Source organism: Kitasatospora sp. NPDC059803 (assembly GCF_042732255.1).
Lineage (GTDB): Bacteria > Actinomycetota > Actinomycetes > Streptomycetales > Streptomycetaceae > Kitasatospora.
In genome coordinates this window covers 1-14,027 of the sequence record NZ_JBHWIJ010000007.1, presented here as the reverse complement: position 1 = coordinate 14,027, position 14,027 = coordinate 1, and the positions used below count along the sequence as shown (strand labels likewise).

Annotated in this window: 13 protein-coding genes; 3 read left to right on the top strand and 10 right to left on the bottom strand. The window is 72.9% G+C overall.

Annotated features, from left to right (window positions below; translation table 11 throughout):
* Together ACFV6I_RS02205 and ACFV6I_RS02200 are read left to right on the top strand one after the other, a co-directional pair.
* Nucleotides 1–1,431: condensation domain-containing protein (locus ACFV6I_RS02205; RefSeq protein WP_380423298.1), on the top strand; the 1,431-nt coding region annotated here is incomplete at its 5' end.
* Nucleotides 1,428–2,711 (top strand): MFS transporter, encoded by a 1,284-nt coding sequence (locus tag ACFV6I_RS02200; RefSeq protein ID WP_380335702.1) that lies wholly within the window; start codon nucleotides 1,428–1,430, stop codon nucleotides 2,709–2,711. The genes ACFV6I_RS02205 and ACFV6I_RS02200, both read left to right, overlap by 4 nt.
* Here the strand turns inward: ACFV6I_RS02200 and ACFV6I_RS02195 are convergent.
* The gene (locus ACFV6I_RS02195; protein WP_380423297.1) at nucleotides 2,693–3,907 is read right to left on the bottom strand and encodes a sensor histidine kinase; all 1,215 of its coding nucleotides are present in this window, start codon (nucleotides 3,905–3,907) and stop codon (nucleotides 2,693–2,695) included. The genes ACFV6I_RS02200 and ACFV6I_RS02195 overlap by 19 nt on opposite strands.
* Before the next feature lie 163 nt (nucleotides 3,908–4,070).
* Here ACFV6I_RS02195 and ACFV6I_RS02190 point away from each other — a divergent pair, with 163 nt between their 5' ends.
* Entirely contained in the window at nucleotides 4,071–4,715 is a 645-nt protein-coding gene (locus ACFV6I_RS02190; RefSeq protein WP_063348718.1) for a response regulator transcription factor, read from the top strand.
* Nucleotides 4,716–4,739: 24 nt separating this feature from the next.
* Here ACFV6I_RS02190 and ACFV6I_RS02185 read toward each other — a convergent pair whose 3' ends face one another.
* The 9 genes from ACFV6I_RS02185 to ACFV6I_RS02145 all read right to left on the bottom strand — a co-directional run bounded on the left by ACFV6I_RS02185 (nucleotide 4,740) and on the right by ACFV6I_RS02145 (nucleotide 13,731).
* Complete coding sequence (locus tag ACFV6I_RS02185) at nucleotides 4,740–5,384, bottom strand: response regulator transcription factor (protein ID WP_063348719.1); 645 nt, start codon at nucleotides 5,382–5,384, stop codon at nucleotides 4,740–4,742.
* Complete coding sequence (locus tag ACFV6I_RS02180; RefSeq protein ID WP_063348720.1) at nucleotides 5,348–6,667, bottom strand: histidine kinase; 1,320 nt, start codon at nucleotides 6,665–6,667, stop codon at nucleotides 5,348–5,350. Before ACFV6I_RS02180 ends, ACFV6I_RS02185 begins: the two co-directional genes overlap by 37 nt.
* A 163-nt stretch (nucleotides 6,668–6,830) precedes the next feature.
* Nucleotides 6,831–7,319, bottom strand: a complete 489-nt coding sequence (locus tag ACFV6I_RS02175) for a MaoC family dehydratase (protein WP_063348721.1) — start codon at nucleotides 7,317–7,319, stop codon at nucleotides 6,831–6,833.
* 175 nt (nucleotides 7,320–7,494) lie between these two features.
* Nucleotides 7,495–8,526, bottom strand: a complete 1,032-nt coding sequence (gene sbnB / locus ACFV6I_RS02170; protein WP_380423296.1) for a 2,3-diaminopropionate biosynthesis protein SbnB — start codon at nucleotides 8,524–8,526, stop codon at nucleotides 7,495–7,497.
* 65 nt (nucleotides 8,527–8,591) lie between these two features.
* The gene (locus tag ACFV6I_RS02165; protein ID WP_380423295.1) at nucleotides 8,592–10,292 is read right to left on the bottom strand and encodes a phytoene desaturase family protein; all 1,701 of its coding nucleotides are present in this window, start codon (nucleotides 10,290–10,292) and stop codon (nucleotides 8,592–8,594) included.
* An 11-nt stretch (nucleotides 10,293–10,303) separates the two neighbouring features.
* Entirely contained in the window at nucleotides 10,304–11,032 is a 729-nt protein-coding gene (fabG, locus tag ACFV6I_RS02160; protein WP_063348724.1) for a 3-oxoacyl-ACP reductase FabG, read from the bottom strand.
* On the bottom strand, nucleotides 11,029–12,150 hold the full coding sequence (locus ACFV6I_RS02155) for a beta-ketoacyl synthase N-terminal-like domain-containing protein (protein WP_107452908.1): 1,122 nt from the start codon (nucleotides 12,148–12,150) through the stop codon (nucleotides 11,029–11,031). Before ACFV6I_RS02155 ends, fabG begins: the two co-directional genes overlap by 4 nt.
* 2 nt (nucleotides 12,151–12,152) lie before the next feature.
* A complete protein-coding gene (locus ACFV6I_RS02150; RefSeq protein ID WP_063348725.1) occupies nucleotides 12,153–13,421 on the bottom strand; it encodes a beta-ketoacyl synthase in 1,269 nt (422 codons plus the stop codon).
* A gap of 61 nt (nucleotides 13,422–13,482) precedes the next feature.
* Complete coding sequence (locus ACFV6I_RS02145) at nucleotides 13,483–13,731, bottom strand: acyl carrier protein (protein ID WP_063348726.1); 249 nt, start codon at nucleotides 13,729–13,731, stop codon at nucleotides 13,483–13,485.
* Nucleotides 13,732–14,027 lie beyond the last annotated feature (296 nt).

Sequence of the window (14,027 nt, the reverse complement as noted above, 5' to 3'; positions counted from 1 at the left end):
CGCCGGCCGGGGGCGCGCCGCCCCCCGCCGCCCACGCCCCCCCCCCCCCCCGGCGCCGCCCCCCCCCCCGCCCCCCCGGCCCCCGCGGCCCGCGCGGCCGAGGGCCGGCCGCCGGCCGTCGGGCCCGTCCCGCTGACCCCGGTGCAGCGCTGGTTCTTCGACACCCACGACCACCCGCACCACTTCAACCAGTCGGTGCTGCTGGAGCTCGGCGCGCCGGCCGACCGCGCGGCGCTCACCGCCGCGCTGGAGAGCCTGGTCGAGCACCACGACGCGCTGCGGATGCGTTACACCCGCACCGTCGACGGCTGGGCCCAGGAGAACCCGCCCTACCGGGCCGGCGAGCCGCTGCTGCGGGTGGTGGACACCTCCGCCACCCCCGACGGCGAACTGGGCGCGCTGCTGGACCGGGAGGCCCGCGCCACCCAGGCCGGATTCGACCTGGACCGCGGCCCGCTGCTCGCCGCCGTCCTCTTCGAGTCCGGTGGACGCCGCCGCGACCGACTGTTCCTGACGGTCCACCACCTGGTGGTCGACACCGTGTCCTGGAACATCCTGCTGGACGACCTGGACGCGGCCCACACCCAGGCGGCGGCCGGGCGGCCGGTCGACCTCGGCCCGCGGAGCACCACCTTCCAGGAGTGGTCCGCCCGCCTGGTCGAGCACGTGCGCTCCGGCGCGCTGGACCACGAGCTCGACCACTGGAACGGGGTCGGCGCCGCCCGGCCGGTGCCCCGCGACCTCGACGGCGTCGCCACCGTGGGCGGCGGCCGGGAGGTGCGGGTGCGGCTCGGCGCCGAGGACTCGGCCCAGCTGGCCGAGCACGCGCCGACCGTCTACCGCACCAGGGTCGAGGAGATCGCGCTCGCCGCGCTCGCCCGGGTGCTGGCCCGCTGGACCGGCGAGGACGAGGTCACCGTCGACCTGGAGGGCCACGGCCGCGAGCGGCTGCTCGACGACGTCGACCTGTCCCGGACGGTCGGCTGGTTCACCGCGGTGCACCCCGTCCGCCTCACCGTCCCCGAGGGCGACGACTGGCGGGCCCTCACCCGCATCGTGCGGCGGCAGCTGCGTGCTGTCCCCGGCAAGGGCCTGGGCCACGGCCCGCTGCGCCACCTGCACCCGGACACCGTGCTCACCGGGCCGGACCCGGACGTGGTGTTCAACTTCCTCGGCCGGCACCGCAGCGACGGCGGGCCCGGCAGCGGGCTCGTGCACACCGTGCACGGCGCGATCGGCCAGGACCTCGGTCCGGACGACCGGATGGAGCACGTGTTGGAGATCGTCGGCGGGATCCACGACGGACGGTTGGAGTTCACCTGGTACTACTCCCCGTCGGTCCACCACCACGGGACGGTGGAGCGGCTGGCCGCGGAGTTCGCCGACGTGCTGCGCGCGATCGCCGACGAGTGCCGGGAGGTGCGGGGATGAGTGAGCTCGCACCCGCTGCCGACCGCTCGGTGGCCGTCACGGAACCGGAGCTCCCGCTCCGCCGCAACCGGGTCTACCACCTGCTGTGGATCGGCACCACGGCCTCCGAGACCGGTCTCAACGTCTCCACCATCGCCTTCCCGCTGCTCGCCCTCGCCACGACCGGCTCCCCCGGGGTGGCCGGCGCGGTGAGCGCGGTCAACGCGGTGGCCCAGGTGGCCGTCGGGCTGCCGGCCGGTGCGCTGGTGGACCGCTGGGACCGCAAGAAGATCATGGTGGTCTGCGTGCTGGTCCGGGCGGTGATGCTCGGCCTGCTCGCGCTCGCCGCCGCCACCGGGCACGTCACCACCTGGCTGCTGCTGCTCACCGCGGCCGTCGCCGGGGCGGCCACCAGCCTGTTCGACCCGGCCGAGCGGGCCTCGCTGCCACTGGTGGTGACCCGCGAGCAACTGCCCACGGCGCTCTCGGTGAACACCGCGCGGATGCACCTCGGGCAGCTGGTCGGCACCTCGGGCGGCGGGTTCCTGTTCGGCCTGGGGCGGGCCGTTCCGTTCCTCGCCGACGCCGTCGCCCACCTGGTGGCCTTCGTGACGCTGCTGTTCGTCCGGCTGCCGAAGCAGGAGCGCAGGCCCTCCCCGATCTCGACCATCCCGCGTGACATCGTGGCCGGCTTCGCCTTCCTGGTGCGCCAGCCGTTCATGCGCTCGACCACCCTGCTGCTGCTCGGCCTCAACCTGCTGTTCCAGGCGCTCTACCTGGTCGTCATCGTGGCCGCCGAGCAGAACGGGGCCTCGCCGGGGAAGGTCGGCACGATGGCCGCGATGTTCGGTGTCGGCGGCCTGATCGGCGCGCTCGCGGCGCCGCGGATCTCCCGCTCGATCACGCCCTACCAGGCCGTGGTCGGGATCATCTGGCTGCTCGCGGTGCTCGTCCCGCTGATGTCAGTCACCAGCGGCGCGCTGGTCTGGGGCGGCTTCCTGGCCGCCATGGCCTTCCTCGCGCCGACCGCGTACACCGTCGTCGGTACGCAGCAGATCCTGCTCACCCCGGACGGCATGCGCGGCCGGCTGAGTTCGGCGACCAACCTGTTCAACGGCGGCGCGCAGGCCGGCGGCGCGGCCCTGGGAGGGCTGCTCTCGCAGTGGCTGAGCGGCACCCAGGCGATGCTCGGCTGCGCCGTCGGCCTGGCGATGCTCGGGCTGGCCGGCGCGGCGGCGGGTTCGCTGCGGCTGCCGTCCTCCGATCAGGTGAGGGACGTCGATCAATCCGGAGAGGACTGATCGCCCGGACGGGTGAGAGCGCCCCGAGCGTGCCCGGCCGGGGCGCCCGCCCCGTCGCCGATGTCGCGGGCGGCCGGGATGCCGTCCAGCGGCAGGACGACGGCGACCTGCCAGCCGCCGTTCGCGCAGGCCCCGGCGGTGAGCTCGCCGCCCAGCCCCGCGACCCGCCGACGCAGCTCCCGGATGCCGGTGCCGCCGCCCTCGCGCTCGACCGCCGCCGCGGCGTCCGCCCGGGCGCCGGCCGGAACCGGCTCGTTGTGGATCAGGACCCGCAGGGCGCCGCCGTCGGCCACCCGCTCGGCGGTGACCGTCACCCTGGGCGAGGCGGGGGCGTGTCGGCGGACGTTGGTGAGCGCCTCCATCACCACCCGGTAGCCGACGGCGTCGACCAGCTCCGGCAGGCCGTCCACGGCGCCGGGGGAGAGTTCGAGCCGGGCCGGGATCATCCCGGTGTGCTCGAACCGGTTCATCAGGTCCGGCAGTTCGTCCAGCGAGTGGGGCCGGGCCGCCGTGTTTTCCTCGGGATCGTCCGCCGCCGTCCCGTCCCCGTCCCGGCCCGGCCGGCGGTCCTCTTCCAGCTCGCTGAGGATCCGGATCGTCCGGTCCATCGACTTCAGCGCCTGGATGCCGGCGTTCTCGATCTGCGGGAGCAGCGCCAGCGCCTTCTCCGGCGACACCTTGGCCAGCATCTGGGCCGCCTGCGCCAGCACCATCACCCCGGTCACGTCGTGCGCGGCGAAGTCGTGCAGATCCCGGGCGACGTGCAGCCGTTGGGCGCGCCGCTCCTCCGTGACCGCCAGCCTGCGCCGGCTGTCCAGTGAGCGCAGGTAGCAGGACGCCCCCACCGCGGCCACCGCGGCCAGGCCCCAGACCACGCAGAGCCCGATGGTCTCGCGCGGCCCGGCCGGCGGGTCGAGGGTCAGCGCGATCCGCAGCGGCAGCAGGGTCGCGGTCACCAGCAGGAGCAGCCCCAGCAGGGCGGCGACCGCCGGAGCGGACCCGCGCACCGCGGGCATGACGGTGACCAGCAGGGCGACCGATTCGACCAGGATCCAGAGCCCCGAGGTGTTGTCGGCGGGGCCCTCGTAGCGGAACGTCGCGTACAGCGAGATCGCGCAGGCCGCCGGGACGGTCACCAGGTTCCGGGTCCGTGGTTGCCCCGGCAGCCACACGATCAGGACCGCGGCGGCCAGCACCGCCACCGTCGTCGAGCCCCGGATCAGTACCGAAACCGGTGAACCCGCCCATACCGCAACCGAGATGGCGACCGCCGCGAGTAACGCCGTGCCAACTGGGCGTCCGATCCTGGCCAGTTGATTTGTCATGTGCTCGGATGCTACCCCGTGCGAGGATCAGCCTATGACGACACGCATCGTGATCGCTGACGACCAGGCAACCGTGCGGGAAGGCTTTCGACACATCCTCGACCTGCAACCGGACATGGAGGTGCTCGCGGTCGCGGGCGACGGTGACGAGGCGCTCGAGATCGCGCGGACGCTGCGGCCGGACGTCCTGCTCGCCGACATTCGGATGCCGCGGATGGACGGGCTGGAGCTGACCCGCCGGCTGGCCGAGGAGAGCCCGGGCGTACGGGTCGTCATCGTCACCACCTTCGACCTCGACGAGTACGTCCACTCGGCACTGAAGGCGGGCGCGTACGGCTTCCTGCTGAAGCGTTCCGGTGCGCCGCTGCTGATCGAGGCGGTGCGCGCCGCCGTCGAGGGAGACTCGCTGATCAGCCCGCAGATCACCACCCGGCTGCTGCGGAGCCTGGCCGGCCCGAAGCAGAAGAAGGCGCCCAAGGTCGAGCAGTTGACGCCGCGTGAGCTTGAGGTCGCGCGGCTGGTCGCGGACGGCCTGACCAACGCCGACATCGCGGAGGCGCTGTTCATCTCGGCCGGCACGGTGAAGACCCACATGGCCCACGTGCAGCGGAAGTTGAAGGTGAACAACCGGGTCGGCATCGCGGCCTGGGTCTGGGACTCGGGCGCCCGCCACGGCTGACGGCCTGCTCGCCGTGGACGGACGTCACTGGTCGAGGTAGGCGAGGACGGCGAGGACGCGGCGGTTGTCGCCGTCGGTGGGGAGGAGGCCGAGCTTGGTGAAGATGTTGCTGATGTGCTTGGCGACGGCCTTCTCGGTGATGAAGAGGCCCTGGGCGATGCCGGCGTTGGAGCGGCCCTGGGCGAGCCATTCGAGGACTTCGCGTTCGCGGTCGGTGAGGCTGCCGACGTTCTCGTCGCGTTCCTTGCGGACGAGGAGCTGGGAGATGACGTCGGGGTCCATCGCGGTGCCGCCGTCGGCGACGCGGCGGATCGAGTCGAGGAACTGGGAGCCGTTGGTGACGCGGTCCTTGAGCATGTAGCCGACGCCGCGGCCGCCGCTGGCGAGGAGTTCGCGGGCGTAGAGCGGTTCGACGTACTGGGAGAGGAGCAGGACCGGGAGGTCGGGCATGGTGCGGCGGGCGGTGAGGACGGCGCGCAGGCCCTCGTCGGTGAAGTTCGGCGGAAGCCGGACGTCGACGACCGCGACGTCCGGCTGCTGCTCGGTGAGGGCTGCGAGGAGGTCGGCACCGTTGTCGACGGCGGCCACCACCTCGTGTCCGTAGGCCTGGAGGAGGCGGATCAGGCCGTCCCTCAGGAGGAAGTGGTCTTCGGCGAGGACAATACGCACGGAAGCTCCATCGTCACCATGGTCGGGCCGTTGACGGGGCTGTTCACGGCCAGGACCCCGTCGAACGTGCTGAGTCGTCGCTCGATGCCGCGCAGGCCGGTGCCCCGGGTGGCGTCGGCGCCGCCGCGGCCGCTGTCGGTCACGGTGATGCGCAGCATGCCGTGATCGTAACGGATGTCGATCCAGGCCCGGTCGGCGCCGGAGTGCTTGGCGACGTTGGTGAGGATCTCCGAGATCGCGAAGTAGGCGGCGGACTCGACGGGCATCTCGGGGCGGCCGGGGAGGTCCACGACGACCTCGGTGGGGACCGGGCAGACCATGGCCAGCGCCCGCACCGCGTCGGCGAGTCCGCGGTCGGCGAGGACCGGCGGGTGGATGCCGCGGACCAGGTTGCGGATCTCCTCCAGGGCCTTGGAGGAGGACTGGCGGGCCTCGATGAGCAGGGCCCGGACGGCCTCGGGGTTGGTCTCCAGCAGGTGTTCGGCGGCGTCCAGGGTCATGCCCATCGCGACCAGGCGGGCCTGGGCGCCGTCGTGCAGGTCGCGTTCGATCCGTCGGATCTCGGCCATCTGGGTGTCGACGGCGGTGCTGCGGGTGGTGGTGAGGTGCTGGATCCGGCTGGCCATCAGTTCCTGCTCGCTGGGGGCGAGCATGGAGTGGGTGTACAGGGCGTGCTTGCGGACGGCGCGGGGGGCCATCCACAGGGCCAGCGGCAGTTGCAGGACGCCGAGGACGCCGGCCAGTACCGCGGTGGCCTGGCCGTCGATCGGGATGAACTGGTACCAGAGGCCGTCCCACTGGGTCGACAGCGGGACGCCGAAGAAGGCCAGGAAGATGCCCCAGAAGCCGCTGAGCAGGACGGCGATCGGCATGAAGGCGAGGAAGCCGCCGGCGATCGGGTCGGTGAGCACCCAGGTGAACTCCCGCTTGGTCTGCGGGTCGCTCATGATCCAGCGGTAGCGGGCGACGGCCCCCGAGGCGCCCTCGGGGGCGGCCGGCAGGCCGCTGGGCGGGCCGGGGATCTGCACGCCGGACCAGCGCTCGGACAGGCCGCGCTGGCGGGCGGCCAGTGCCCGGACGCGCTCCATGGCCCGCGGCACCAGGCCGAGGCCGGGGCCGACGAGGGAGATCGCGCCGGTGACCCCGAGCGAGCGCCCGAAGGCCGCGACGGACATCCAGCAGAGGGCCAGTGCCCGCCGCAGCCCGGTGAATCCGGCGGGGACGGAGAATCCCCTGATCTCGACCGCCGAGGGGCTTCCCCCGAGCTTCATCGTGCGGTCCATGACCCGCTCCTCTCTGTGCCGTTCGCTGTGCCGCGGCCGTGGTGGCCGTGTGACCATTCTGGCGGGGACGGCGTGCCGGAATCGGTAGTAATAACCCCCCTCTTGCACGACCGGAGGGGGAGGTTCTTCTACCTGGCGGCGGCGGTGACGTCGGCGGGTGGGCTCAGAAGCCGTCCGAGCCGCCCTCGGCGGTGTCGGGGGCGGCGACGAAGAGGGACAGGGTGTCCGCCACGCAGGCCGCGTGCTGCTGGCCCTCGACCTCCACCGTCATCCGGACCGCGGCCAGGTGGCCCATCGGGGTCTCGCGGACGCTGGTGACCTTGGCGCCGCCGCGGACCCGGGCGCCGACCGGGATCGGGCGGGGGAAGCGGACCTTGTCCAGGCCGAAGTTGACGCCCAGTTTGACGTTGTGGATCTCGAAGATCGCGCGCATCATCGCGGGCAGCAGGCCGAGCGTCATGTAGCCGTGGACGATGGTCCCGCCGAACGGGCCGGTGGCGGCGCGCTCCGGGTCCACGTGGATCCACTGGAGGTCGCCGGTGGCGTCGGCGAACTGGTCGACGCTGTGCTGGGTGACGTCGAGCCATTCGCTGTAGCCGAGGTGCTCCCCGGTCGCCCCGGTGAATTCGGCCAGGTTGGCAAAGGATCTCATGCGGGTGATTCTGGGCGGCCGTCCATGGCGCGGACAAGGCGTCGGGGGGCCGTGGGGCCGTTCGGTCAGCGTGCCGTCAGTTGGCCGTCAGCGGAGGGGGCGGGGCGGCGGGAAAGGCCGGAGGCCCGCCGGCGCCGGGAGCGCGGGCGGGCCTCTGGGGCAGGGTGGGGAGGGCTCAGCCGTAGCGCTTGAGCTCGTGGAAGAAGTCCGGGACGGTGTGCAGCTGCCCGGCCGCGAGGACGCGGTCGTGGACGTGCTTGGCGACGGCCATGTCGAGCACGCCGAGGCCGAACGGGGAGAAGACCACCGGCCGGTCGGACGGCGGGGTGATCGTGCCGGTGAGCACGTCGTAGAGCGTGCCGGCGACGAACTCGCGGTGGCCGACGCGCTGTTCGGCCAGGTGCGGCGAGGTGCCGGCCTTCATGCAGTGCTCGATGTCGTCGACGACGTTCCACGAGTCGAGGACGATCTCGGGGGAGAGGTCGCGCAGCGAGACGTGCAGCACCAGCGGGTTGTGCGAGAACCACTGCGGGTCCGTCACGTGCGGCTCGCCGGCGATGGTGGCGAAGACCACCAGGTCGCTGGAGCGGATCAGGTCCTCGGCCTTGTCGTGGACGGTGATCTCCACGCCCTCGCCCTCGGCCCGGCGCAGGTAGTCGGAGAAGCCCTCGGCGTGCTCGGCGGACAGGTCGTGGACGCCGGCCGCGGTGAAGTCGAAGCCGTTGGCGGCGAGGTAGGTGTGCACGTAGCGGGCGATCAGGCCGACGCCGAAGAAGCCGACCCGGGTCGGGCGCTGGCCGCGGGCGTCGGCGAGCCGGGCCGCCGCGAGGGCCGCGGAGGCGGCGGTGCGCGCCGCGCTGATGATCGAGCTCTCCAGGCAGGCGAACGGGTAGCCGGTCTCGGCGTCGTTGAGGATCAGGACGGCCGAGGCGCGCGGGAGGCCGGCCGCCACGTTGTCCGGGAAGCTGGAGATCCACTTGATGCCGTGCACGCCGACCTCGCCCTTGACCGAGGCCGGCAGCGCGATGATCCGGGAGGACGGGCGGTCGGGGAAGCGCAGGAAGTACGAGTCCGGGTTGACCGTCTGCCCCTCGCCGTGCAGCCGGTACGCGGCCTCGACCGTGGCGACGACCTCGTCCTCGTGCCCGTTGAGGGCCTCGTGCACCTGGGCGCCGGAGACCACGGCGAAGGGAGGGACCTGATTCATGGGAACAGTGCTCCTGGTCGGAGGGGTGCGGATCGGAGGGGTGAGGAAACGGAGGGGAGGAGGGGTCAGCCGATGCGGGCCAGGCCCTTGGCGCGCTGCCGCGCCCGCCCGCGCGAGACCACCAGCGGGTCCCAGTCCGGGCCGCGGTCGGGCAGCCGGGAGGGATCGCCGAGCACCGCGCCGCCGAACACCTCGCGCAGCAGCCCGCGGCCGATGATGTCGGAGGCGGCGGCCATGCCGCTGTTCGCGACCGCGGCGATGCCGCTGCCGTAGCGGACGCTCTGGCCGACCACGTACAGGCCCTCGACCTCGGTGCGCACGTCCGGCCGCTGGTTGGAGCCGCCCCAGCTGGCCATGCCGTACGGGGTGCCGCCGGTGGCCCGGATGTAGCGCTCGTGGGTGAGCGGGGTGGCCGTCTCCAGGTGGGTGATGCGCTCCCGGAACGGGCCGATGACCTTCTCGGCGGTGGCCAGCATGACCTCGGTGAGCTGCTGCTTGCGGGCGAGGTAGGCGGCGTTGCGGCGGTAGGGCTCGCCGTCGGCCGGGCCGCCCTCCAGGCCCCAGAACCCGTAGCCGGGCGGCAGGCCCGTCATGAGCTGGAAGTTGCTGTGGCCGGGCGGGCAGACGGCGGTGGCGCCCGGGTCCTTGAGGGAGGCGAAGGAGAAGGTGAGCGCCGGCACCGAGTCCATCGAGCCGTCCCGGGCGTACCGCTCCAGCATGGCGGCGTGCGCGCCCTCCATGTCGTCGCTGTCGTGCCACCAGAGGTTGGCGTTGGGCAGGCCCGGCAGTTCGGTGTCGAGCCCGATGTACACCGAGACGAAGGAGCCGCGCATGATCGCCGCGCGGGTGCGGGCCACCACCTCGGCGGGGAAGGCGTCCTCGCCGCCGCACAGGTCGAGGACGGTGCGCCGGTAGTCCGCGTTGGAGATGACCAGCGGGGCCGAGACCCGCTGCCCGTCGGTGAGTTCGACGCCGGTGGCGCGCCCGTTCTCGACCAGGATGCGGCGGACGTCGCAGCGGGTGCGCAGTTCGCCGCCGTGCGCCTCCAGCGCCTCGACGAACGCGGCGACCATCGCCTGGCCGCCGCCCTCGGGGTAGTACGCGCCGCGCAGGTAGTGGTCCATCATCGAGGCGTGGTGGGCCAGGCTGATGCCGTCGGGCATGGTGCCGTAGTTGCCGGCCTGCGCCGCGAGCAGCGTGCGCGCCTTGGCGGAGAGGCCGAAGTGGCCCAGGGCGTCGGCGAAGGTGCGGCGGGACCAGCGCATGGTCTGCGGGGACTTGCGGAACAGGTCGACCAGGGACTCGCCGTTCAGGCCGGCGCGGGTCGAGCCGGCCACGTTCTCGGCGAGTTCGAGGAAGCCGGAGATCCGGTCGGCCTCCTCGGGCAGGGCCTGCCGCAGCCGGTCGCGGTAGGCGTCCCAGCCGGCCGGCACGTCGACGGTCGCGGTGGGCGTGATGATCCGGTCGAAGCCCTGCTCGTTGTCCATCGGCCGGAACCGCACCCGGTCCAGGACGCCGAGGCCGGCCAGGATCGCCGGGAAGTGCCCGTCGGGGCCGCAGTCGCCGAGGTAGTGCGTGCCGACGTCGAACTCGTACTTGCGCCGGCGGCGGAACACGTGCGCGTTGCCGCCGGCGATGTCGTGCTGTTCGAGGACGAGGACGCTGCGCCCGTCGGCCGCCAGGTAGCCGGCGGTGGTCAGGCCGCCGATGCCGCTGCCGACGACGATCGCGTCGTAGTGGTCGCGCAGTCCCTGGGCCCCCTGCATTCGTGCTCCCATCAGAACGTGCCGCCGCCGTGGATCTCGAAGACCGACCCGCTGATGTAGGCGGCGCGGTCGGAGACCAGGAAGGAGACCAGGTCGGCCACCTCCTCGGGCTTGCCGGCCCGGCCGAGGGCGACGTTCTTCAGCATCCGCTCCACCGCGGCGTCGGACATGTCGCCGACCATGTCGGTGGCGATCAGGCCCGGCGCGACCACGTTGGCGCGCACGCCGCGCGGGCCGGTCTCCTTGGCGAGGGACTTGGTGAAGCCGATGATGCCGGCCTTGGACGCGGCGTAGTTGGCCTGGCCGAGGTTGCCGTAGATGCCGGACACCGAGGACAGGTTGACGATAGATCCGCTGCGGCGCTTGCTCATCGCGAAGGCGGCGGCGCGGCACACGTGGTACACGCCGTCCAGGTTGGTGCGCAGGACCTGGTTCCAGTCGTCCTCCGGCATCAGGATGACCGGGCGGTCCCGGGTGATGCCGGCCGAGGTGACGGCGGCGTCCACCGGGCCGACCTCGCGCTCGGTGCGGTTGTACCAGTCGCGGACCTGCTCCGGGTCGGCCACGTCGCACTGGGTGGCCGTGATCCGGGTGCCGAACTCGCCTGCCTGCTTGGCGAGTTGCTCGGCGGCCTCGGCATTGGAGCGGTAGCAGAAGGCGACGTCGTAGCCGTCCTGGGCCAGGCGCAGCACGATGGCCTTGCCGATGCCCCGGGACCCGCCGCTGACCAGGGCGATCACGCGTGCTCCCCGAAGAGTCTCAGGACGGCGCAGCCCACCGCGCCGTCACGGTCGACGGCGGACACCAGGGCGATCCGGCCCCGGGCCGCCGGGTCGGCCTCGGCCACGCCGAGCACCGCCTGGATCTGGAAGGACGCGGAGGCCGCGCTGGTGTCGCCGAGCAGTTCCATGGACGGGACCCGGCCCAGTGCCTCGGCCGGCAGCAGCGCGGCGAGCGCGTCGTACTCGGCCCGGCCGGCCGCGGTGGGCGCGGCGCACGGGACGGCGGCCCAGACCTCGTCGGCGGTGACGCCGGCGCGGGCCAGGGCGCGCTGCACGCACGCGGTGACGGCGGCCTTCGGGTCGTCGTCGATGTCGACGCGGGTCTCCACCGCGAGCACCGCGGCGAGCGCCGGGCGCTGGGCGGTGCCGGCGTGCTCGACGACGAACAGGCCGCAGCCCTCGCCGAGCAGCGGAGTGGAGTCGCCGGCCGCGACGGCGGTGTGCTCGATCCAGGCGTGCGCGGCGGAGAACTCCTCGGCCGAGCCGACCAGGTACTTGGTCGCCCGGCCCTGGCCCATCAGGCGCCGCGCGTAGTTGAGGGCGAGCAGGCCGCTGACCCGGCCGCCGGCGACGGTGGTGTTGGGGCCCTTGAGGTCGTGCCGGATGGCGGTGGCGCCGGCGGCGTGGTTGAGGCTGCCGAAGGGGATGCGGCCGGCGTCGACGTGGAAGGGCAGCGCGTTGGTGTAGGACTGCTTGAGGAAGTTGGTGACGTTCTCCAGGCTGCCCATCGAGATGCCGAGGACCACACCGGTGCGGTCGTCGGTCTCCACCACCCGGTTGCCGTCGGCGTCCTTGAGCAGGCCGTCGGAGGCGACCAGGGCCAGCGCGGTGAGCCGGTCCATCTTGGCGGTGCCGGTGGGGCCGAGCAGGCCCTTGATGTCGAAGCCGGGCACCAGGCAGACGTCGGGCGACGGCAGCGTGCCGAGCGCGGCGTCCGCCTTGACGGCGGTCTTGGCGCCGGCGCGCACGCCGGACGCGAAGTCCTGGCGGGTCAGGCCGTACGGCGACACGGCCGACCAACCGGTGATGACGAGTGTCTCCGGCGGCAGGGCCGCCGGGGTGGCTGCGGTGGTCATCGTCAGACTCGCTCTCCGTACGTGCCCAGAATCAGGATGGCGTTGTTGCCGGCGAAGGCGCTGGAGTTGTTCTCCACGATCCGGACCTCCGCGTCGACGGCCTGGTTGGGCACGACGTCCAGCGGGCAGTCGGGGTCGGTCTCCACGTGGTTGATGGTCGGCGGGATGAACTGGTGCTCGATGGCGAGGCTGCAGGCGATCGCGCCGAGCGCGCTGGCCGCGCCCATCGAGTGGCCGAGCATCGACTTCACCGCGACGGTGCGCGGCGGTGCGTCGCCGTACACGTCGACGATGGCGGCCGACTCGGTCTTGTCGTTGGCCTTGGTGCCGGTGCCGTGCGCGGAGATGAAGTCGATCTCGTCCCGCTCGACCCCGGCGTCGTCCAGGGCGAGCCGGATGCCGCGCGCGATGCCGTCGCGGTTCGGCGCGGTCGGGTGGGCGGCGTCGCAGCTGAGGCCGTACCCGAGCACCTCGGCGTAGATGTGCGCGCCGCGGGCGAGGGCGGACTCCAGGCTCTCCAGGACGAGGATGCCCGCGCCCTCGCCGGTCAGGATGCCCTGGCGGTTCTTGTCGAACGGGCGGACCACGTCCGGGGTGAGCGCGCCGAAGCGCTTGAACAGCGCGAAGGCCTTGCGGCAGACGGCGTCGGCGCCGCCGCACAGGGCGATGTCGACCTCGCCGGAGCGGATCGCGTCCAGCCCGTAGCCGATCGAGTAGTTGCCCGCCGCGCAGGCGGTGGTGATGGTGGTCGGCTCCACGTTCGGCATCCGCAGCTCGCGGGCGATGACGGTGGTGAGCCGGCCGGCGTTGATCCGGCGGGACAGCACCGGGTCCATGCCCTCCGGGTCCCCGGCCGCGATCTCCTGCTCGACCAGCACGCCGATGTCGTGCCCCTCGCCGTCGGTGGTGCCGACGCTGATGACGGCCTGGCGCTCGCCGAGGTCGGCCTCGGTGAGCCCGGCGTCCTCCACGGCCATCCGGGCGGCGGCGACGGCGAACTGCCCGGCGCGGCCCATGTCGTCGAGGGGGACGTTGCGGATCCAGCGCTCCGGCTCGAAGTCGGGGACCTCGCAGGCGATGTTCTGGCCGAACCCCTCGGTGTCGAACCGGGTGATCGGCCGCGCACCGGAGCGGCCGGCCCGCAGCCCCGCGGTGTACTCCTCGACACCCGTGCCGATGCTGGAGATCGCCCCGAGGCCGGTGAGGACGACCCGGCGGCGGTCGGCGGGCACGCCGGCGCGGGGTGCCGCTGGTGACTGTGCGGTGGACATGGGACTCCTTAAGCAGTGGGATGCCTGCGGGCGGGGGTTCCGGTCCCGGAACCCGCCCCGATCACCAGCCGGCGGCCGTCGCGGTCACCTGGTACGTGGCCTCCACGTTCACCATCTTCGGCAGCTCGTTCATGTCGATGACGATGGAGTACTCCATCTCCAGGGCGCTGAGCACGTCGATGAGCTTCAGCGAGTCGGCGCCCAGCTCGTCGACGAACAGCGCGGTGTCGGCGAACTCGGTGTGCACGTCGATGTTCTCGGCGATGATTTCGCGGATCCGGGTGAGACGCTCCGGGGCTACCGTCGTCATGCTCGTTTTCCTCCGTTTTTGCGGGTGCCCTGTGCGGGCGCCCTGGGGTGCCCGGAAATCGGGCCTCTGAGCAGCAAATTAGTCAGGCCCGATGACGGGTCGATGACGTCCAACTGACCGCTCACTGACGGGTCCTGGCGGGGTGTCGCGTGCCTGGTGGGGAGGGGTGCGGGGGACAAAACGGCCGCCCCCCCCACCGGCCGGGCAAGGCCCAGGGGGTGCGGCGGGCCGCGGGGTAGGATCCCTCCGGCGGCGGTAATACCGGATACCGGCGCGGGCCCCGCCCGTCACCCCCA